The organism is Paraburkholderia sp. RAU2J, assembly GCF_003634845.1.
Classification (GTDB): domain Bacteria; phylum Pseudomonadota; class Gammaproteobacteria; order Burkholderiales; family Burkholderiaceae; genus Paraburkholderia; species Paraburkholderia fynbosensis.
Genome location: NZ_RBXG01000001.1, coordinates 1,395,938 through 1,416,468 on the forward strand (window position 1 = coordinate 1,395,938; position 20,531 = coordinate 1,416,468).

The 20,531-nt window shown below is 57.2% G+C and carries 17 protein-coding genes and 1 pseudogene; 3 read left to right on the plus strand and 15 right to left on the minus strand.

Annotation, left to right across the window (positions count from 1 at the left end; all coding sequences use genetic code 11):
• Positions 1-49 precede the first annotated feature (49 nt).
• From B0G69_RS06555 to B0G69_RS06580, 6 genes are all read right to left on the minus strand, one after another.
• Positions 50-1,141 (minus strand): DUF3616 domain-containing protein, encoded by a 1,092-nt coding sequence (locus B0G69_RS06555; protein WP_121316159.1) that lies wholly within the window; start codon positions 1,139-1,141, stop codon positions 50-52.
• Positions 1,142-2,489: 1,348 nt separating this feature from the next.
• Positions 2,490-2,780: a hypothetical protein gene (locus B0G69_RS06560; protein WP_147440700.1), complete on the minus strand. Its 291-nt coding sequence runs from the start codon at positions 2,778-2,780 to the stop codon at positions 2,490-2,492.
• A gap of 256 nt (positions 2,781-3,036) precedes the next feature.
• Complete coding sequence (locus B0G69_RS06565) at positions 3,037-3,705, minus strand: hypothetical protein (RefSeq protein ID WP_147440701.1); 669 nt, start codon at positions 3,703-3,705, stop codon at positions 3,037-3,039.
• A gap of 11 nt (positions 3,706-3,716) precedes the next feature.
• A complete protein-coding gene (locus tag B0G69_RS06570; RefSeq protein ID WP_147440702.1) occupies positions 3,717-5,654 on the minus strand; it encodes a hypothetical protein in 1,938 nt (645 codons plus the stop codon).
• 116 nt (positions 5,655-5,770) lie between these two features.
• Positions 5,771-6,964 carry a hypothetical protein gene (locus B0G69_RS06575; protein ID WP_121316163.1) on the minus strand — a complete coding sequence of 398 codons (1,194 nt, stop codon included), beginning with the start codon at positions 6,962-6,964 and terminating at the stop codon, positions 5,771-5,773.
• Positions 6,961-8,973, minus strand: a complete 2,013-nt coding sequence (locus B0G69_RS06580) for a hypothetical protein (protein ID WP_147440703.1) — start codon at positions 8,971-8,973, stop codon at positions 6,961-6,963. The genes B0G69_RS06575 and B0G69_RS06580 overlap by 4 nt, the downstream gene beginning before the upstream one ends.
• 449 nt (positions 8,974-9,422) lie before the next feature.
• On the opposite strand from B0G69_RS06580, the gene B0G69_RS06585 reads away from it, so the two are divergent.
• Positions 9,423-9,572: an H-NS histone family protein gene (locus B0G69_RS06585; protein WP_121316165.1), complete on the plus strand. Its 150-nt coding sequence runs from the start codon at positions 9,423-9,425 to the stop codon at positions 9,570-9,572.
• On the opposite strand, the gene B0G69_RS42655 is transcribed toward B0G69_RS06585, so the two are convergent.
• Positions 9,557-9,997 carry a nitronate monooxygenase gene (locus tag B0G69_RS42655; RefSeq protein WP_277873546.1) on the minus strand — a complete coding sequence of 147 codons (441 nt, stop codon included), beginning with the start codon at positions 9,995-9,997 and terminating at the stop codon, positions 9,557-9,559. The two genes, B0G69_RS06585 and B0G69_RS42655, sit on opposite strands and share 16 nt — an antisense overlap.
• A gap of 114 nt (positions 9,998-10,111) precedes the next feature.
• Positions 10,112-10,252: pseudogene (locus B0G69_RS42660) on the minus strand (nitronate monooxygenase); the annotation flags it as partial.
• A 334-nt stretch (positions 10,253-10,586) separates the two neighbouring features.
• On the opposite strand from B0G69_RS42660, the gene istA reads away from it, so the two are divergent.
• Entirely contained in the window at positions 10,587-12,110 is a 1,524-nt protein-coding gene (gene istA / locus B0G69_RS06595) for an IS21 family transposase (protein ID WP_121316167.1), read from the plus strand.
• Positions 12,111-12,122: 12 nt separating this feature from the next.
• The gene (gene istB, locus B0G69_RS06600; RefSeq protein WP_121316168.1) at positions 12,123-12,890 is read left to right on the plus strand and encodes an IS21-like element helper ATPase IstB; all 768 of its coding nucleotides are present in this window, start codon (positions 12,123-12,125) and stop codon (positions 12,888-12,890) included.
• Positions 12,891-12,905: 15 nt separating this feature from the next.
• Here the strand turns inward: istB and B0G69_RS06605 are convergent, their stop codons facing one another.
• From B0G69_RS06605 to B0G69_RS06640, 7 genes are all read right to left on the minus strand, one after another.
• Positions 12,906-13,130: a hypothetical protein gene (locus B0G69_RS06605; protein ID WP_121316169.1), complete on the minus strand. Its 225-nt coding sequence runs from the start codon at positions 13,128-13,130 to the stop codon at positions 12,906-12,908.
• A 72-nt stretch (positions 13,131-13,202) separates the two neighbouring features.
• Positions 13,203-13,577, minus strand: a complete 375-nt coding sequence (locus B0G69_RS06610; protein ID WP_147440704.1) for a hypothetical protein — start codon at positions 13,575-13,577, stop codon at positions 13,203-13,205.
• Positions 13,578-13,683: 106 nt separating this feature from the next.
• Entirely contained in the window at positions 13,684-14,844 is a 1,161-nt protein-coding gene (locus tag B0G69_RS06615; RefSeq protein ID WP_121316171.1) for a hypothetical protein, read from the minus strand.
• Positions 14,845-15,130: 286 nt separating this feature from the next.
• A complete protein-coding gene (locus tag B0G69_RS06620; protein ID WP_121316172.1) occupies positions 15,131-15,658 on the minus strand; it encodes a 3'-5' exoribonuclease in 528 nt (175 codons plus the stop codon).
• 102 nt (positions 15,659-15,760) lie between these two features.
• Positions 15,761-16,471 (minus strand): hypothetical protein, encoded by a 711-nt coding sequence (locus B0G69_RS06625; protein WP_121316173.1) that lies wholly within the window; start codon positions 16,469-16,471, stop codon positions 15,761-15,763.
• A gap of 37 nt (positions 16,472-16,508) precedes the next feature.
• Positions 16,509-17,834, minus strand: coding sequence for a TniQ family protein (locus B0G69_RS06630; RefSeq protein ID WP_121316174.1), 1,326 nt, complete (start codon positions 17,832-17,834; stop codon positions 16,509-16,511).
• Positions 17,835-19,468: 1,634 nt separating this feature from the next.
• Positions 19,469-20,503 carry a TniB family NTP-binding protein gene (locus tag B0G69_RS06640; RefSeq protein ID WP_121316176.1) on the minus strand — a complete coding sequence of 345 codons (1,035 nt, stop codon included), beginning with the start codon at positions 20,501-20,503 and terminating at the stop codon, positions 19,469-19,471.
• Between the last annotated feature and the right edge of the window lie 28 nt (positions 20,504-20,531).

Genomic DNA, 20,531 nt, shown 5'->3' on the forward strand with positions numbered 1-20,531 from the left:
TTTCCAATGTGTGTCTTCGACACCGCTGAAGCACTATCGCTCAAGAGGGTCAGAAAGCGACGCGCATGCCCCGGAACGTCTTGTCGTCGGAAGGCACTTTTTTGTTCGTGCAGTTATCGCGGCCGCCACCGTCGTCGCTCAGCAGATAGAGTTGTTTCGTCCCGGCAATCTCGAACAACCCCTCGATGTGCAAGTCAGGCGGACTGATGTCCTTCCAGTGCACCGCAGCCGCGCCGGGTGCGCCGCTCCATTTGTAGATCGCGAACTTTGAAGACGGCGTGCCCGGCGCGCCATCATCGACAGGTCCAGCGACGATGAAGTACTCCGAACCGACACGCTCCATGCTGCGAATCCCGCGCTGACCTAGATCGAGCCGTATGAGGTCGCCGAAGACGGGCACCGCGTTCTGATCGACAACCGCGGCGGGATTCGTGAGCTTCAGGACGAACGCCATCTCCTTCTCGCCTGAAAGCGGATTTCTGAAACCTATTAGCAAGCCGCCGTCTTCAGTGGCGGCGAGCCCTTCTATATTCAAGCCTTTCGGCCGTTCGGCGCCCCGCGCCGATGCATCGCGCAACTCGGCAAAACGCTCGTCCGACGTGATCGCCTCCAGCAATCCATCATAAGGCTTCGCTCCGATCTGTTTGACTGTCGGCGATGCGCCAGTCGTATCGATGCGCGTCGCGAACAGACGATGACGCGCAGGCCTGAGGTCGGCATCGTTGTTCCGGCTGTGCGAGCCGATCCAATAGATCCGCTCGTTGATTCGTGCCGCGCCTTCAAGGTCGGCTTCCTTCTTGCCGTCGCTGCCGCGCAAGAAGTCCCAGAGGTCCACGATGCTCACATAGGCGGGAGAGTCGTATCGGTAGACGACGAGGAGATTCATTTCATCATCGGCAACGACGAAGTGACCAGAACCGAGATCGATACCCGCCGACGCGCTGCAGATGCCACGATACGTCGTGACCGATTCGGCGACGGCCTGCGATGCGAACGTAGCGATCACGCAAGCGCAGGCAGCGACAAGAAGACGCAATGGAAAGGAGCGCATGGAGTGAACCGGCGAAGCCGATGGTTCTCCTCGCCGCACGGCCGCCGGAGCAAGGCTCGTGCTGTCGTCCGCTTCCTTTGGCTGGTTCATCAATTTACGCCCTCGAATACGTGTACGGTGCTATTCCGACTGGTGTCCCTCTTGGCTAGTTCGCGAACAACTCGCCGAATTAGTCTGATAGAAGCGCGTCGTTGCTCCATTACTTCTAGTTGACGGTTGAACGGCATCTTTCATTCAAGGCAAACAGAGGCGTCTCGTCAAGTTCGTGTGTCTCACCCGCTTAGAGTTCGGCCGCCGCGGTTAGACAGACGATTTCGCATCGATTGTGAGCGCAGCTTCGGCATGCAAATAAGTCTCTACGATAGTGGGGAAGTTATGCGCCGCGTTTCAGGTAGGGTTTGTCGCGGTTAGTCCGACAGCGCGCAGCAATGACCGTTTTGATCTCTTATGCGCCGTCACGATCCGCTCGGCTGACACCTGCCCGATGGTGCAGCCCGGCACTGCGCGCATTCAAAGTCCCGTCTTGGTCAGGCGGCTACCCGTGACTTCCTGAACGGTTGTCAGCTCAAACACCTTCCAAATTCCGTGACACAGCTCAATCCCGATCTGTTAGTTTGAATTTCGCTGGAAAGGGATCCGATTCGCGTGTCGCCGCTTGGCGGGGAGTCCATGCTGTGTTCATGGTGCAACTCTACCCACATCGCTACCCCGCTATCAAGCGCCGTATAACATTGAGATCTGTGTGCGGTAAGCCGCACAAGTGCGCATCCATCCACATCAACCGGTCCGCGATCTCCTATCGTTCTCAAGGGAAATGAAAGGCCTGCCGCGAACGAGTACTCGTCGACATCGTGCCAACGCCAGTGGCGAAATGTTTCGGGGATTCTCCGCACAGATCTGAATTAGAAAGCGAGGGAATCTGAGCAACCACAGGTATCGTTGCGCGTGACCGTGGCACCGCTACGGCCGAAAAAAATCTGGATTGAATATCGGTCCGCGACCAGCCCATGGCAACCGGACGAACCACAGTCAACCTCCGTTGGGACATAAACGCTGTCGTGTGCAACTCGCCCAAAAATGTAGAAGCGGATTTTTCTCGTCTTTCCTGACGTGGATCTCCTTGAGAATTCTTGCGTGTATTGGCACCGCGCGAGATCTTCTAATCTTTGGATTGAATGCTGGAAAGCGTGAACTACCCTTCGCAACACGCAACACGCAACACGCAACACGCGACACGGGGCGTACCTTCACACAACCATTACCGGCCAAGTCACCGACCACCGAATTGAGTGTGAGAAAAATCAAATGGATAAGCAAACGAGATGAGATCCTGGCCCGAGTCGCGGCTACAGAAGTCCAGCGGCGGCGCGTTCGGAAACTAGTCGGCGAGGGGCGCTGGCGCGAAGCTGAGCCAGACCTCGAGCGCGCACGAGCATACTCAGCACGTCGGCGCCGGTCCGACCGAAACGGACCAGAATCGATTGTTGGAGACACCATCGACTTCCAGCGTGTCAGTTTTCTGCCAGTAGGCGCACAACGGGCACGGGCTGTAGCCTATGTCGAGGTCAATTACGCCACGACGTCGGAGCTGGGAACCGAATTTCCAATCAGCCATGACCTGTTTATGACGAATAGTCATGTCATCAAGCACGAAGAAGCTGAAATACGATTGCCTGCCCCGTACAGCTCGCTCTCGGACCTCGGGGGAAAACTTGGTTTGCTTGCTCATGGGCTCCATTCAAGAATTGGAGCCTCCACTAAACCCGGGACGGTTAACTACACGCCTGTCATAATCCCTAGACAGTGACCGGGACGGGCGAAGAAAAGTCTCGTACGAAGCGGAGTTCTGTCGATTGGTCGCTCTCCAATCTGTGACAGTCTGTCCACTCGTTCCGCAGACCACGGAAAACTTCAACTCTTTGTAATGACTGAGTATGCGCCTTCTAATGGAAGATCGTGTCCGAGCACGAGCGGCTCGCATAGTCTTATTTCAACCTCGCCACTAGATTCTGGACGGTTGATGGATCGGCGGCGGATCCCTCGTCTTCGAGCAAAAGCGTGAGTTCACCTAAAGCTCCGCGGGAGTCATCATCCTCCAATTTTGCACCTTTCAGCCCTTCCTCGATGATACCGACCATCTTGCCAGGGGCGCTCGTATCAGCCTGGTAAAGAATGGCGTTGTCCCATTCGTCCAGGCAACTGAAGTACTTCTCATGGTCTTCCCGGGAAGTCCGGTCCTTGGGTTCCTTTACATCGGCGACGCAAGCGGGGGGCGAGACGGTCGTTGCTTCCTTCGCGATGGGTTGGATGGCTGCCATAAGGCGCCAGATCAAGGCGGCATTTGGCGTTATCCCGGGCGGAGCGTCTGGCGTGAGAGTCGATGCGGTCTCACCGAGAGTGAATAGTGAACGGCAACTGCGGTAGATGGGTTCCTTCCCAATCGTGACCTGGTATTCCTTAGCGTCGCAGTTACCTGACGCCCGCGCCGTAGCATCCCAGAGACACGAAGTTTCGAGAATGTCTTCCTTGCGCTCCACACCGCAGTACCGGGAACGGTCGGGCTCAAAGAACTCCTCGAATGGAGTCGCGTATGCAAGGCTGGTCGGCAGGAGAAGCAGCATAGCGACAAGGTTTGACGCAACACGCATTTTCACGGGTACTTACCTCACCGAAAACTACGTTCCAAATCCCGCATCGGAGGCCCAAGCCGGCGATAGTCCCTCACGGACGGGTCAGGAAGCACCATTAGCCAGCCGTCGATGAGCTGGTCGAGTTTCTCAAGCTCGCGGCGGTATCGTTCTACGGTCTTCGCCGTTTCCCTGCGCGCGTCGTCCGAAAGTGCAGAGACTTCCCTAAGCTGTTCGCTTGTGGCGAACACTTCGGCATCGCAGACCGTCCCCGTTTGGGGCGAGCAGAGCGCCCTTATGTAGCCAAAAGCTAAGGGGGAGTCAAGGGCGCTCGCATCTACCGTCGCAAGACCGGACAGTGCCTTGATCCGGTCACCATACTGCAATAGAGTTTGCACCCTGGCCTCATACAGATCGCGCAATTGGTTAAGTTGCGCAATTTCCGCCTTAGAATCTGCCTCGTTGGCTTTCCTGGCGTCATTCGACACCCACAGCCTATACAACGTCGGAGCGACGGTATAAAGATCCTCCATGGGTTTCGCCTCAACGGAGGCTGCGTATGCGCCATCTTTCAAGGATGTTTTCAGTTCCGCGAGTTCATCGGTGCCAAACATGTCGTAGACGCTCCCGATACCGTAAATTGCATACTGACCGGCCTGCAAGTTTTTCTGGTACTCGGACACTGCGTTCTTCAGATTTTTGGATACTTCGATCGCGATATACCGACCTGCTCCGCCAGGATATGCGACCTTGGGCGGGGGACTGAATAACTTACGCAGCCTTGCAGCCGCGCCGGCGGACCATTTGGTCAGTTTGGCCCACGCCCCGCCATATAGCTTGATGTTTTCTACAAGCGTCCGCGCTCTGAACAGTCCGCCAAGCGATTTGACTGGATCGCTGGCCAGCGTCTCTGTTGCCTCGGCGACAATACGCTGTGTCGTGCGCAGCACGCTGTCGGGTGCCGCCGCCGTGTTGGCATTGGTCCCCGTACCGCCCGCAGCGTCTTCGAGCATCGATTCCACCCTCAGCCGCTGCGCGCCAAAAAATGAAGCGACCGGTAACACACGGTTGGCTGCGTCCGTCACAGGCACCATCGCAATATTTCCCGCAGAAACGTCCCAGACGGCCACCTGTGCTGTCCCGATCTCTCCGGTAGCAAACGCTCGGGCGCTTCGTCCCTCGGCATACAAGGCACCGGCCATCTCCGGATTCGTCTTGGAGTAATACTTCGCCTGCCTGAGAGCTTCGGCTCCCTGAACTAGTCCGGGGCTTCCCCTCAAAGCGGGGTCAAGTTTGTCATATTCGCCTAGCTCAATGTCCGCCGCGTTACTCAGTCCGTTCGGTGCGCTGCCTGCGAGGGATTCTTGTCCCACTAACCTGGCGGAGTCCACCGCGAGCGTGGCAGCGCGCACCACCTCCACCGGCAGAACCTCCCTGCCTGCGAGACTGCTCTCCCCCGACGGGGCATCTGCCACACCTAGAGCCGAAAGCCTTGCATCTAAGTTCTTCGCGCCATCGGTCGCAAGTTTTAACTTCTCACCAACCGCGCCGAGATTAGTTGAGATCATGTCGCCCGTCTGCTGGGTCGATTGAGCAAGCCCCTCGTTACGCGCCTTCACTGCGCCCGCCAAGTCTTCCGCTGTCGCATTGGCCGTCTGCCGCACCCTGCCTAGGTTGAGTTCCACACTCTCGTTTCTGTTGATAGCTGCCGCCCGGTACTCGACCATTTCCTCGGCGAACAGTGAGCCGAAGTAACCGGCCGATTCGATATACGGCTTCGCCCCCCGGCTCACCTCACGGTAGGAGCCTGCGTCGGCACCCGCATCAGATCCCGCTTCAGCTCCGCCTCCAGCGCCCTTGATGTATATGACGCCGGTCTCATTGGGAGGTAGGTCGCCAATCCACGACCCCTGCTTCACCTCTCCGACTGGCCCTGGTTTACTTGGCTCAAAGCGCGTGCCACCGGGTGTGGACACCGCACAATCCGCAGTGCTATGCAGCGTTTCCCCGTGCCAGACGCGCCTAACGCATATCAACTCTCCCCACGGTCCGGCAAAGCAATTCGAGGCCTGTAAGATGAGGGCGCAGAGAATCAATGGGATGCGCATAGCCTGGCCGCCCTCGCCCCATGCATTTCCGAGAAGGTTTTTTCCGCTGCCGTGACGCTATCCAGCAACGCCTGGAAGTCTGGGCCGTATGTACTACCGACGCCGACCGCAGCCTGCAGCTGCGTCCTCTTCTCGGCGAGGACAAGCGCGTATAACTGATTGGCCCCAAGCACTTCACCGCACGATGCCGCATTCAAAGCTCTGGACTCGAAGTACTGAAGGTCCTTGCGTTGCCGGCTTATGGTCGCTTCTACAGCCACCGACTCGTACTCACTGGCAACAGCGCTTGCGGTTTTCTGCACTCCCGTGGCGTCGGTAACTTCCGCGAGGAGTGCCGGGATCTGTTGCGCATTTAGTCGGGTTCGCATGTTCGAAAGCGCGACAGCGGTGGCCGATGAGGCTTGCAGGGCGGAGGACAGCGCGATGCGTGACTTCTCCAAGCTCTGACGGATCAAGGGAAGAGACGATACCTGTGCGCACGTCATGCGAGACATGGATAACACCTCAGCTGGGGAGACGACGCGCTGGGGAATGCGGGAGATCGCGTTTTTCGCCTTTTCTTCCTGCTCCTTCTGACTATCGGCACCAAAGATTGCCGTGACCACGGATACCAAGCTCTTCCAGCAGTTTCCACCGCTGTCGCCGCGGTCGCCACCATTTGCTGACGCTGCGCCCTGATTTTCGCCTCCGCCAAATTGGCAACTTATCTCCACATACCACTGCGGTTCTGGTAGCGCAATCTGCTGGGATATCTTCTGGCCGATTCCGGCCATATCGACTGTATACAGTGCGTTCGTATCTTCGCAGAGGGTATCCACCCGATCAATCTCCGCAATGGCAGAACGCAACATCTTGGTGGCCGCGATCGTATTGAGATCCGTCAAGTTAATGCGTGTAAGAAGCTCTTCGCGATTGTCAAAAGAAGCAACCTCCGACTTCGAAATATCTTCTGTGTCGATTAATTTCCCCGTCACTCCGAGAACCAGCGCGGATTTGATGGGAAGTCCGCGGAAATAATCTAGCCAGCGAAGTTCCAGCTCCTGTCGGGCAATTTCGACGGTAAGCGCATGCACCTCGTTATCGACGAAATTAGCGATTTTGTCCCCCCAGTCGTCCTCGCAGCCCGAAAGCAGAAGGCTCGTCACCGCCAACGCCACCACCCTGGTTGCCGGCTTCATGGAGCGATCAGGCCGGTTTTCTCGACCACGAGCTGGTCCAGCACGATCACGAGACGCTCCTCTGCCTGTGCCAGTCTGTCTCTCGCCTGATAAAGCAGCAACACTGCGTCGAGCAAGTTGTCACTCGCGCGAGCCCGCGTAATAAGCGACTGAGCCTGTGCAAGGCTGTCATCCGATGACAGTCCGTTTGTGGTCGGTGCGTCCAAGATCGTTTGCACAAACGGCGTAAGCGTATTGTCGAGGGGTTGATCTTTTTGGATGGCTCCGATGGCGCTGTCCAGTAGCGCGACGCTCAGGGCTTGTCGCAAGCCGCGCAGCAGGGCGATTTGCTGGTCCACGAAGGGACCAAAGTTGTCCTTGGCTACCTGACTCAGAAGTTGGTCCGCAAGCATTAGCCCCTGCCGATCCTCCGGCGCTAGTCGCGGCCCGACATCAGTCTGCAGCAGCGAGGTGAAATAAAGGGGGAGATAAATCCGCTCCCAGCGATTCGCGACCTTAGGGTCTGAATACTGGCTGAGAGCTTCACCGAGCCCCATGTACTTCGGCGTTCCGGAGGTCACCGAGGGGCTCTCGAGCACCGCTCGGGTCATGAGGATGACGGGAAGATAGTCGGTCAATGGTAGTGGGCTGGCGGCGAGCGCCTTTTTCGTTGACTCGAGAACGTGTGCAGATACCGTTGCGCCAGACCAGAGCGATACGCCAACTAATGATTCCTGATTGGGCCCATGGGTGCCTCCCTTGGATTGGCGCGTCTCCGAGATTTTGAGATCGATGTAGTGGTCTCCCGTACTACGATCGATACTGACGAGACTTTCCTTCGGAAAAAGCGTCTTTGACCCGTCCGGGCGCAGAAGCGTCGCCGTGCGCTCCGTGCCGGCGTCCTCGCCATTGCTCAAATACCTAGCGGCGGCCAAAATGTTGATGGGACATTGGACTGGGTTTGCGCAGGACGGTATCTTTACCCGGGATTCGAGTGAGTATGAAACGCTTGAGCCGAAGTCCTCGATGCCCTTGACCTGCTTCCAGAAAGCGTCTTTCCAGCGTGATCCGCCTACCACTGCGGAAACCACACCAATTTGATAGTGCCGACCAGCCTCTTGGGGCGAAAGATCCTTGCACGACGTCTCATTCCGCGAGCAATTTATCTGGAGAATAGGGCTGCTATCAACGCTATAACGAATCGCGGCCAGCGAATCCGACAACTCGTGGCTCTCCCGCTTCTCGATAAGTTGGTCACTAATTTTTACAAACGACAGATTCTGAGTCTGACAATTTGAATTCGCACACAGCGAATAGGTCAGCTTTCCGTCCATTTCGGCATAGGGTTCCCCCGACACCAGTGGCTTTCCTGTCCCCTGATTTACCAGTCGACGTCCCTGCTGCCAGCTGCGGCTGATCAAGTATCGCGCCATCTCCGGGCATGCCGCACCAATCGAAGCCAACTCTACGCCCCAAGCCGCAATTTCGCGAAGCCGTAGCGTCAGATTGACGTTCGGGCTACTTGCCCGAGAGCGCGTCTCGGCATACGAATAGAACAGCCAACGCAACGACTCTCGAAGAGGGAGGCTGCCGTCGTTATATAACGCCGCGAGCCTGCGGACATCCGAACGAATGCCCAGATCTGTGATGACCCCTTCGATCTGCGTGCCAAGCGACGCGTTCGGCTTGCCGCGCAACGCATCGAGACGTAACTGTGCGAGTCTCGCTTCGCCCCGGAGCGGATGCTTGTCCGCAAGGCGAATCGATGTGGTCAATGCCTTGAATTCTGCGTCCCGCGTCGCATCGTCCCGCGCCAAAGAAAATATTCCCCATAACAGGCGCGATGAGCCCAGTCTCGCCTCGGGATTCGTAGAAATACTGGTTTCGAGCGATTTCAACGCCCTTCGGGCGCAATCGAAGCCATCCTTACGATTGAACGTGAAGTACGAGGCTTTGACGGCGATCGGAGTCGCAATATTCGCAGATGTACAGACGGCTGTCTCAACGACTTCTTCGGAATCGATCGCCAATGCGGACTCTGCGGTGCTGACAAGCAACAGGAAGGTGATGGGGTTCGCTATGAGCCGTCGAGCGTTGGCTGCGTGGAATCGGGCACGCCTTCGCCACCCACGCGCGTCTCCTGAATGCCTTCGAAAAATGTGAGTCGGCAAGGGGCCTCCTCATGTTCCAACATTCCAGGCACGGGCTACACGCCCTGGCACTTCGGAAATAGAAAGTGCTAGCTTGCGCGCACCAAAAGGTAGTTTAGTCATAGCATGCCGGCGCGCAAGCATGCAATGTGCGATGCCGCACGTCCAGTCAAGGATACCAATGCAGCAAACCTTGCCTCAAGCAATCCGTCACGCAAAGACGTGACTGGAATGCCGTACTCGATATCCTGGAGAGAAACGCAAGCGTTCCGCGCACTGGCACGATAACCGCGTGCACCTATAAATTGCTGCGGTGAAAAAAGGCACCGTTGCCCGCAAAATATCTCAATCCAAAGACCGGTAACCCTTGGTCGGGACATGGCCAAGCTCCGGCCGGGATTGAGAGGAACTCCAAGCTTTCCTTATCCCTCTCTCAAGAAAAAAAGCTATTCGGCGGTAGCTTTTACGTTGTCACCTGAACTGATTCAAGCCGGAACCCACGCTTGGCGGCGCGACGTTTGAGGGCAGCGATACTTCGTTGGTGTTGCTGCTCCTCGACCACCACCGCGTCTGCACCAAGCATCAGGGCTGCTGCCAGTCCTCTCCCGTCCGCTATGCCGCCGGCGGCAACCAGCAAAGTCTCAGGCGAGCGTTGTTTCAAATAGTCGGCAGCTTCCGGCACAAACGGAAACGTTGAACGGTTTCCTCCGTGCCCCCCTGCCTCGGTGCCCTGTACTACGATCGCTGCGGCGCCAGCTTCCAGGGCCACGTCGATCTGCGACAAGAACTGCACCTGGCAGATCAACGCGGCGCCCGCGTCGCGGATTTCTGCTGCAAACGGTCGAGGGTCACCAAATGACAGGAACACGCATGACGGCGAGTGTTGCAACGCTTTCGTCAGCATCGTCGGCGCACGCGCCAGAGCCCAGCTGATAAATCCAACGCCGAATTTGCCGGATTTCGCTCGAGAAAGTTCGGTTTCTAGATCAAGGTCCCAACCCAGCGTCCCTGCGTAGCCTCCGCCAACGATCCCCAGTCCTCCGGCGCGACAAACAGCAGCCGCGAGCGCCCCGCCAGTGACGAACGCCATTGGCGCACAAACAATCGGATGCTTGATGCCAAAGCGCTCAGTGAAACGTGCGCTAATCATCATGTCTTCCGACGGAACCGCTTGGTTGCGACCTTACTATTCGGATCTCGAACGCGACCGAAATAAGTTTCTGTTGTCTCTGGAAGTCTAGTGCTCGGCCCAGTTGTTGATAGCCATTTGCCAGACGCTAACCACCGAGCGCAAAGACTTCAAAGCACGTTCACGATGATTTCGGTGCGTATTTCGGACGAACGTGACCGGCCGTTTCGGGATGGTGACCAGCGATTTCGGCAACGTGACCGGTCATTTCGGGAATGTGACCGAGCGGACCGGAAGGCAGGATTGGCGTTGCGCATGACATCAACTACGCGGGCTATGCTCGCCGGCTTTTGCCGGAGAGAGCATGCCCGCGCACCGGATGAACATGCGCATGATCAAGGATGTTTTACGACTTAAATTCGACGGCGGCTTCTCGCACGATCGGATCGCCACGTCATTGGGCATATCCAAGGGCGTGGTCACGAAGTACATAGGACTGGCCGGTGCCGCCGGGCTGGACTGGGCAAGCGCCTGTGAGATGGACGAAGGCGAGCTCGAACGGCGGCTGCTCGGCAAGCCCACGGGGCCAGCAGGCTACGCCCAGCCCGACTACGGACGCATCCACCAGGAACTGCGTCGCAAGGGCATGACGCTGACGTTGCTGTGGGAGGAGTACCAGACCGAGTTCGCGGACCGGCAGACTTACCGCTATACGCAGTTCTGCGGGCACTACAAGGCTTTCACGAAACGCCTGAAGCGCTCGATGCGTCAGATTCACCGCGCCGGCGAGAAGCTGTTTGTCGACTTCGCCGGCCCCACGTTGCCGCTGACGACTGGACGCCGCGCGCACATCTTCGTGGCGGCCATGGGCGCATCGAGTTACACGTTCGCATGCGCGACGCCAGCCGAAACGATGGAGGACTGGCTGGGCGGCATTGCTCGCGCGCTGACGTTCTATGGCGGCGTGCCGCAGCTGATCGTGCCGGACAACCCGCGCGCGATGATTGCCGATCCCGATCGCTATGAACCTCGCGCCGGTGACACCGTGCTGGACTTTGCGCGTCACTACGGCACGTCATTCCTTCCTGCACGCGTATATCGTCCGCAGGACAAACCGAAGGTAGAGGTTGCGGTCCAGGTGGTCGAACGCTGGATCATGGCGCGCCTGCGTCATCACCGGTTTGAGTCGGTTCACTCGGTCAATGAGGCGATCCACCCGTTGCTCAAGAACCTGAATGAGAGGCCGTTCCAGAAGCTGCCGGGATGTCGCACCAGCGCATTCGCCCAGCTGGACGCGCCGGCACTGCAGCCGCTGCCGGCACAGCCCTATGAACTCGCGCGCTTCAAGACAGTGACGGTTCACATCGACTATCACGTCGAGATCAACAAACACCGCTACAGCGTGCCGCACGCGCTGGTCGGTCTCAAGCTCGATGCGCGCATCACGGCGGGCGCTGTCGAACTGCTGCATCGCGGTCGCCGTGTCGCCAGCCACGCACGCAACGACCGCGCCGGTGGCTACACCACCGTCGTCGAGCACATGCCGGCGGCACACCGCGCTCATCTGGAATGGACGCCGCAGCGGCTGATTCATTGGGGACAGCAGATCGACGCGGCAACCGGCGCGCTCGTCACCCGGCTGCTGCAGGAGCAACGCCATCCGGAACACGGCTATCGGGCGTGCCTTGGATTGCTGTCGCTCTCACGTCGCTATGGCAGCGACCGTCTCGAAGCCGCCTGCGCGCTGGCGCTGGAACTGGGCGTGCACCGTTACCGCCACGTGCGCGACATCCTGGTCAACAACCGCGACCGGGCGGCGGTGGCGACACCTGCCGACTGGATCAGTCCAAGTCACCCGCATGTACGCGGCCCCGGCTACTACCAATAAAGAGAACCTACCATGATGATGCAACAGACATTGACGCAACTGCGCACACTCAAGCTGGACGGGTTCGCTGACGGCCTGGAAGAACAATTGACGCAGCCCAGTGCGGCCAGCCTGAGCTTCGAGGAGCGCCTGTCACTGCTGGTCGACCGGGAAGCCAGCTGGCGTGATGATCGCCGTCGTACCCGACTGCTCAAGCAGGCGCGCCTCAAGTATCCGCAGGCCGCCATTGAAGATCTCGACACGCGCGCTGGCCGTGGCGTCGATCCGCGCTCGCTCACGAGCCTTGCACTCGGTGACTGGGTGGAAGCCGGCTACAGCCTGCTCATCAGCGGCCCAACCGGCGCTGGGAAATCGTGGCTCGCTTGCGCCCTGGCCCAATACGCTTGCCGGCGCGGGCATTCAGCCTTGTACCTGCGCGTGCCGCGACTTGGCGAGGAGTTTCGAGTTCTGCACGGCAACGGCGGCTTCACAAAATGGCTGCTGCAGGTTGCCCGCGTCGACGTGCTTCTACTGGACGATTGGGGAATGGCGCCCCTCGATGCGATGGTTCGAAACGATCTGCTCGAGATGATCGATGACCGCTCGGCGGGAAAGGCGACCATCGTCACCAGCCAGTTACCGATTGAGCACTGGCATGGATGGATCGGCGACGAGACCATCGCCGACGCAATGCTCGACCGCCTCATGCAACGTCATCACCGGATCACGCTCACCGGTGAATCCCTCAGAAAAGCATCCCCTAAACCCAACGTCCTGGAGCCCGAACTCGACCAGAACTAACAAGAAAATCTACAATCAACACCGCGCAACGCCCAACCCCGCCGAATCGGTCACGTTCCCGAAATCGACGGTCACGTTCGCCGAAATACGCATCACTGCGACACCCGCCGTAAGGTAGAGTCTTGTGGCGACGTTCATGTAGGGAATTTCATGCAGATCATCGTAGTGCAAGTCACTCACGTCGCCGAGTGCACGCCGGAAGTGATCGAGTGTAAATACATCGTTTGTTGAGTCTGTCATAGGTATTCCCCTCTGTCCGGCATTACCCAATTTTCTCGTGCGCGACGATGATGCATAGGCGACCGAACGGCGTTATTTTAGGCTCGCGGGAGCATACACGCGCTCGCGCTCCAACTCGGTCATCTGCTTGCGCTGCTCATCCGTCAGATCGAGCGTCTTAGCACGATCAGCGATACGGCGAAACGCGACCTCGCGATGCGTCTTGAATATGTCAAAAAAGCCGTCGCCCGGCAGGCCGTCCTTCGCCTTTGCCATCACCACCGAATAGATGACCTCGTCCCACGATCCAAGCTCTGAACATGCCTTCTCCAGAGTATCGTAGACATCGGACGGCGGCGTCTCTGTCGGGAACGCACCGAACAATTGCTTGAACGTGACCGTTCCGCGACTCGATGCAGCGCTGCCAACCATAGCGCGCACCACGCCAACATATCGGTTAAGAACCATATAGAGCCTCGCCATATCCAAGGTAAGCACACAGCCTGTAATCAGCGCGTACGCAGTGATCCGCCCCGCCCCTCGACGGTTCACCCTCGCGCTGTATCGTGTTTCCTCACATCCGCAAAGGCCGCAGCTCCGACGGAGTCGCCTGAACGCAGCCAGAACCTGCGAGCACCGTTGGATCTGGGGCCTTATTTTTCCGCGCAAGTTTTATGGCATCGCCAGATACGAGGGCCGCGTCGAAGGGTCGCCGACAAAGGAGGCGAATTCCTCCGAAGTCGTACCTAACATATCCAGTGACGATATTCGACTGTTCACCTTTCTGAATCGGTACACCAGCCGCGTCGAGGGCCGCAGTGAGACTGGGCTGCAAAATCTGAAAACTTTGCGGCTCGTTGCTGTAGATGCCAGCAAGTCGCATGACCGTAGACGAAACAGGGACAAAAAGCGCTGCGCCGGATACAACGATATTCGAGAGCAGAAAAAACCCAAGTGAAGCAAGCTTGAGCGGTTGATAGAACCCGGGCCTCCATGTGCGAGCATTAAGATACATATATCCGGGCAGCAAGCTAACGGCTGTTGTGCCAAAGCACACGGAGAACACGAGTAGCTTCTCCAGCCAACCGCCGTCTGCATGTCGCTCTGCTACGTGTAGGGTAATCAAGAGCGGTATTGATGTCGCCGTCAACGCGAACATGGCGACTAACGCCAAGCCAATTGCGTGGGCCGCGGAGAGAGGTAGTTTTCCACCGATCTTTGCGGGGATATCTAACGAACTGCGGCTATAGACACCAAATATAAACGCTGCAATAAAGGCCATCGCGAACATGATCCAGACCTGGTTCGTTTCCAGCTCAACTACCAACGCTAACCCGGCAAGCCATCCAACAGTTGCCCAGCCGAACAGCCGTGGTACGGCTTTCGGAAGGATGCTTTCATTGCGGTAGTTCCACATGGTGCCAATCAGTAGTAGCGACGGTGCGATGAATTGCAATAGAACAGCCACCGCGATCAGCACCGCCGCAATAAAGAGAAAGACCAAACCACTGCCGGACATCGCAGAGTCCTGAAACAAGTTTGTCCAGTGTATTGATCGTAGATAGCTCCACACGAATAGGGCAGCCGGGAGCAAGGCAACTGGCGCTACCTTCCATGCGACGTCAAGCGTATCTTTGACCATCGCGATGGTCTCTTTGTACGTGTCTTTTAGGTTGACCAAAGGCCGCTCTGAAACAGGTCCGCCCAACGTTCCCTTGCCGACTTCGTCAGCCATGTGCTCGTCCGACGATGGTGCTGTATCAAACTTACCCGATGAAGGAATCGAATGTAGGGTTCCCTTTTGAAGGGGATTTTGGTGGCCACTACGGCCATTGCTCGAAGGTTCTTGACGACCGTCTTCCATCGTAGCTCTCCAAACTTTGTTTTCGTTGTGCGCAGTGACCAGCTGACCACCACACAGGCTAAGGAGCACAGCAATACGCCAACTGCTCCGTGACCGCTACACCCGCGTGGCGATGCGGATTTTCTGCGGGAACACCATGACATTCAATGCATGAGGACTAGCGGCACGTGGAACCTTGCTTTTGACCCGCATAAGGCGGGCTAGCCTTGCGCGCATCCATCCATGCCAGCCAGCCTTTACGATAGGCGCATGCATCGACCAGCGCATGGTGCTCACGGTTGTCTGTCAGGTAGTGCGTCATTACTGCATCGTGATATACCGAGGTATCGATCAGCGGTCGCAGATCAAATGGCGCCGCAGCAAGGTTAGGCGGCGTCGATTCGCCGAGCACCTGCAAAAGGAATCGAAAATCCGTCATCGAGTCACAAGCGACACGCACCGTACGCGGAGAAGCGGCGAACCAGTTGAGTAGCCTTTCACGAGCTTTCAGCAGTGACACAGCCGGTCCGCCAAGCAACGGCAGAACCTCCCGTTGAACGAAATCAGAGCAGTCGTTAAGCTTCCAGGTATCTTCGAGCTCAACATAGAACTTTCTGCGTCCGTCCTCCGTCACGATCCCGAGGCTAATCAGCTTCGGTGACGGTTGACCAAGTCCGGTGTACTCGGTGTCTAGAAAGACAAGCATAGCTGGGGCCTCTCGGCGAAAACGTCGGCGCGCCGTCGCTTGGCGGCCTCTGGGAACTCCGTTAAAGCGCACAGTTGACGTTGCATTGCCAGTAACGGCGCGCTACCGCGCTGAAGAGAATAGCTGATTAATCAGCTCACTAACGATTTCGAATGTGTGCAGGACCGAGTTGTGAAGGACGCCCGAGCCATGAGCGTACGTGTTTCGAATTCTGGGCAGAGTGTCGATGAATGTGCCGATCCAGTCCTGGTCGAAATCCTCGGATAATGGTTCTATATTCGAGTAGTCGACCTCGACCGTCGTCAGGCCAAGGCGGTGCATCTCCTCGATCTGTTGGAACTCGGCACGTTGTCTGGCACGTTGCAACGCTCGCTCTCGGGTCCACGAAAACCGGTCATTCGATACCAGTTCTCGTTGCCGTGCTTCCTCCAGCAAGTTTTTCAGACCACGTGACCGCCTGGCCCCTTCTCGTGAGGATTGCGCCACCCCGGCAGCTAACCGCTCGCGGAGTGCGAACTCGAGCGACGTGAGCGCTTGTTGCTCTGCCACAGGATAAAAGCGATAGACAAACCATGCGTACGCGTAGAGATTTTTCGCCGTTTCGAAGTGGACTCGGACCGACCGGGGTACTCTCACGCTTAGGCCGACCGATACTACGTCTGCGAGATGTTCGGACACAGTAACTGGCTGGATCTCGCCGGTGACACCGTCCCGCCGTGAAAAAAATCCGTTTCGGATATCGGCTTCATGGAGCGAGTCGATTGTCCTCAGCAAATCGCACGGGTCCAAAACTTCGGGCGACATGTCTTCCATTTTCTACCTGCGTTCAGGTTAATTGATCATCCTTGGCTCAATGACGGTCGGCGGTTGACGTCGCATCAGATCGCGTCGACATCAATGCCATCACCTCTCGTGCAGAAAATCTCCATACCGCTGAACCGTCCACCGATGGCCCTCCGACCGGCCTCAGCACATGTGAGCGAAGCAAAGCGTACGCACGCTTGCGCGAAATTTGCAAGGTTTCTCGTGCATCCGCAAGTGTCATCCACTGCGCTTTCTCGTGGCGGAACGCCTCCACACTGCACCTGCTTACTGTACCCGACGTTCGGCCGGCGGCCGTCTTGTGCGTTTGTCCCTCCAGAGTGCCGTCCGCGATCAATACCAAGATCGTGTCGCGCTTCGTCCTCAGCAGCTTCGCCGCCGACGTGAGCGGAATCCAGGCATGTTGACGGCGGGTCGCCTGCGACAGCCGCCGATTCCTCTGGGCCAGCTGGCCGACCCATTCGCGGCTGACATATGAGTCGAACTCCCGACGCAGAAAATCGAACTGATCAGCTGCGAAGCGCTTGTACAAGGCAGTATAAAAGTAACCGAACCGGGCAGTCAGGCGGGCGCATGAATTGTCGGCCCCTCTGTTACGACAAACCATGCGCAGTAGCTCTTGATACCCGCGCGGCCAGTCGAGAAATGCCCGCCCTGCTGCGTCTGCTGTTGCGGTTGCCACCGAGACCTCATCCAGATTTGCGATTTTGGTAGGTTTTGCCGCATTGTTGGACGCATATCCACCGAGAAACATGCAGGCTGCCAACAGGTCCTGAAGCCCGAGGAGCCCAACGTTTGTTCGATGCAGGGCGGGTTCTCCGAATGCTTCCCCGGTCAATGCTGAAGACAGATAGGCCCCTACGGCAATCTCCGCGTCCGTAGCCGTTTCTGACGCAGCTTCTGTCAACGATCGGCCGCAGTTGCACAGAGAAACAAAGCGCCGTTTCCAGGACAGCGGTTGCTTGCAACCGGGACAGGAGTCGCGCAATCGGGCGCGATGGATCGGGCAGGCCACCATCAGCGTCAAATCCCAGGCTGCGCGCCATCCTGGCCTTTCCGCGAGACATTCCAGGCAGTAGCGGGGTCTGCGTCCGTTCCAATACTTCGCGCTAAGGCGACCCGGATCAGCGGTGTTGAGATGACGAAAGTGGCTTACCTGACCACGGAGCGGCTGCAGTGACAGCCCAGGAAGCATCGAGCCCACCCTCGCTAGACCATCGACACCATGCTCGTCAGAGGCCAAAAGATCCAGATCAAGCAACGATGAGAAGCCGTTACATTCTGATAGACGAAGCAGGTAGCCTGTCGTGCTCTCATCAGGCATTGGCGCGAAGCGAACCAGAAGCTTGGTCATGTTGCTACCTCACGAGTGTGGCAAGTGAACGCTTTGCGACAAAGCACGTGCCGAATGTCACACTATCCTCGACGCGTCGGAAAAGTCGTACACGCTTTTCAATGACAGCCGTCATCACTCGTTGAAATCCAAGACAGCTCATTGGCGTGAGTTCGCTCAGCCGCACCATGCTGCTCAGGTCAGTGGTCAGCGTACTATTGTCTCGCAACCATCGCAGAAAGCGATCAATCTCAGACGACAATACGAACGTGCTTCCGTCGAAACGGTGTAAGAGCCCGACGCGGATCAATGCAAGACGCTGGCGGCTTGTCGCACCTATCAGCTCTTCAGCCTCGCGAGTGCTGTGAAGGACGATGTTCATTTGCCGAATCGCCTGAATGAGGTCTCCCAGGGAAATAGATTCGCGTTGGCTGCGGGCCTCGGAGCTGCCTATGCTCGTCGCCCTCCGTATTGATATGGCTAGGGATCCATCGCTGCCCGCTTCTAGCCTGTCTGGGTTGACCGCGAACCTCCGTCCTTCCCGATACACAGTGAGGTCGTCAACATACTGGTGCACCAATTCGGTCAAGAAGGCCGGGAGTGCCATTGCACCTCGACGGCGATTCAAGTAACGAGTCGGCGCCCTCGCGATAAGCTTTTCGAAAGAGATGAGTAGAGGCTTCCATCCGACCAAGTGGCTCTGCGAGATCCTGTTCAGTTCGTGCATAGCGCTTGTCGGCGAAGCTCTGAGCAGCTCGGCCGCAAGAATCGTGGCGCGTTTCTCTGTCTCAAGGGAAGACTTGGTGGTTGGATGGAAGTGATGTGATCGTGTAACAATCGTCGACAGGAAGTTGGAGACTGCTAGCCACTCCAACGGGCTCATTCGACGCACTTTGGTACAAAATAGCTGCTGCTCAATCAGATCAGTTTCTGCGACCTCGAGAACTGCTGCAGAAATCTGCTTACTGATTAGAGCAGCCTCAATGGGAGCTGGTGTCGTCTCCGTCTGGCCAAGATCGAATCCGCATTTGCACGATGTGGGTCCAGGTCGATCCCACCCTACGAGCTCGGTGCATTGCGGGCAGCGCTCCACGAGCCATACACAATGCAACTCGCATATGGCGATGGCGCGAAAGTTCCAGATAGCCCTGAAAAGTCCGCGCTCACCAATGCATGCTGGGCAATATGCGATATACGGGTCGCGAAAAAAGTAGTGCGTTGCCCAATATAGTGAGCTAGTACGCACGCCGGGAACACGCCGGTGCCGGCCTAGCAGCTCGTGTAGGATGCATACGTCGAGATCAACAAGTTGAGCGACCGTGGCCACCTCGTCTGCCCTGCAAAGGCTGGCCTGGATCGACCGCACAAACCGCCCAAGCGCTGGGTGTCCGCTGTACCCATTCATCACCCCAAGTCTCAGCAAATAGCTCAGTACGTGTTCGTCGCGCGCCGGTCGAGGACGGCAGATAAAACGCCGACCTGTGGAGGCAGCGTGGGTAGCCAAAGAACGGTCTCCCGGCATAGGGCAATAGTCTCCCACATGAAGCGGCCATGACAGGATTGAGACGTACGCGCCTATCTAGACAGAAACTCAAAAATGATATGGGCGCGTACACTATCAACGGATAGAGTTACTCTTTTCATCCAGAACGATCTCAACGGACGTGGTCGGAATCGTCCTTGTAGCCAAAGAACGGCTCGCTTGCGTTAGTCAGCGGCCTGTTGATGAAGCTTGGGTGAAACGGGTTTAGACGGCCTACACCTTCTGGCCAGATGGCGTCGGAAAATGCCCTGCTGAGGACACCTCGATCGATTGCCGCGCGTCCGTCTTCAATGACGATCTCGACTGCCGCGGCAACGAGCGTCATTACATAGCCAATCAGACCAAAGGTCGCGTAGTGCATCTGCTCGACGCTGGCTCCACCACCTGTGAGTTCGGGAACACACGGAACCGGCAAGATGCCATATATTGTACGCAAGAGACCGTCAAAAATGCGCCGCGACCGTTTGTCAGCAATGCTGAACGGCTCAAGTGATATCTGCCGCGAAAAGCGCCGACGCAACTGCTCGTTGCTCTGCAGGATTCGCCTGCAGCGGCGCAAGCCCATCAGCACGAAGGGAACTTTCGTTTCATTGATAAGACTTTTCAACCAGTCAGCGACCGCCGTCTCGATCTTTTCACTCGAATGATCGATAAAGTGTTGAAATTCATCCAGGATAACCAGTTCTAACTGGCAGTTCTTAAACAGCATGACGATCCGTTGTGTCATATCTATGGCAGTTCCGCGGGCGAATAACGGATCGCCTAACGCTAAAAGGATGCGTTCTGCGACGTTCTTTATCGTCGGTTTCGCGGGTAGCTCAAGATGCAAAACGGGAATGATTGTTCCATTCTCTGTTTCACGACGAGGATGATGCTTGCCGTATTCCTTGCGAAGTGTAGACTTGCCGCTACCGGATACTCCCGTAATGATCAGGCATCCTGGCTCCTGAAGTCCGAATCGCCCCATCCGATGGCACCGTCGGATGGCGCTGATACCGTAGGCAAACGCTGGATGTTCGATAAGCGTCTCACGTACCGTGGCCACCGACTCATACTTCTTGTCGATAAGATGCTGAATTTGATTTTCACGTTTCTCGTCGCTCTCTATATATTCGTTATCCGAATCATTTATGATGTGGGCGTTCATGATAGCTTCTCCAAGCGGCCGTAACAGT

Excerpts from the sequence above, each read along its gene's own strand:
- B0G69_RS06555 (WP_121316159.1), bottom strand. The coding sequence starts at position 1,141 with ATGAACCAGCCAAAGGAAGCGGACGACAGCACGAGCCTTGCTCCGGCG.
- B0G69_RS06560 (WP_147440700.1), bottom strand. The coding sequence starts at position 2,780 with ATGAGCAAGCAAACCAAGTTTTCCCCCGAGGTCCGAGAGCGAGCTGTA.
- B0G69_RS06575 (WP_121316163.1), bottom strand. The coding sequence starts at position 6,964 with ATGAAGCCGGCAACCAGGGTGGTGGCGTTGGCGGTGACGAGCCTTCTG.
- B0G69_RS42655 (WP_277873546.1), bottom strand. The coding sequence starts at position 9,997 with ATGCTGACGAAAGCGTTGCAACACTCGCCGTCATGCGTGTTCCTGTCA.
- istA (WP_121316167.1), top strand. The coding sequence starts at position 10,587 with ATGCCCGCGCACCGGATGAACATGCGCATGATCAAGGATGTTTTACGA.
- istB (WP_121316168.1), top strand. The coding sequence starts at position 12,123 with ATGATGATGCAACAGACATTGACGCAACTGCGCACACTCAAGCTGGAC.
- B0G69_RS06605 (WP_121316169.1), bottom strand. The coding sequence starts at position 13,130 with ATGACAGACTCAACAAACGATGTATTTACACTCGATCACTTCCGGCGT.
- B0G69_RS06610 (WP_147440704.1), bottom strand. The coding sequence starts at position 13,577 with ATGGTTCTTAACCGATATGTTGGCGTGGTGCGCGCTATGGTTGGCAGC.
- B0G69_RS06615 (WP_121316171.1), bottom strand. The coding sequence starts at position 14,844 with ATGGCTGACGAAGTCGGCAAGGGAACGTTGGGCGGACCTGTTTCAGAG.
- B0G69_RS06620 (WP_121316172.1), bottom strand. The coding sequence starts at position 15,658 with ATGCTTGTCTTTCTAGACACCGAGTACACCGGACTTGGTCAACCGTCA.
- B0G69_RS06625 (WP_121316173.1), bottom strand. The coding sequence starts at position 16,471 with ATGGAAGACATGTCGCCCGAAGTTTTGGACCCGTGCGATTTGCTGAGG.
- B0G69_RS06630 (WP_121316174.1), bottom strand. The coding sequence starts at position 17,834 with ATGACCAAGCTTCTGGTTCGCTTCGCGCCAATGCCTGATGAGAGCACG.
- B0G69_RS06640 (WP_121316176.1), bottom strand. The coding sequence starts at position 20,503 with ATGAACGCCCACATCATAAATGATTCGGATAACGAATATATAGAGAGC.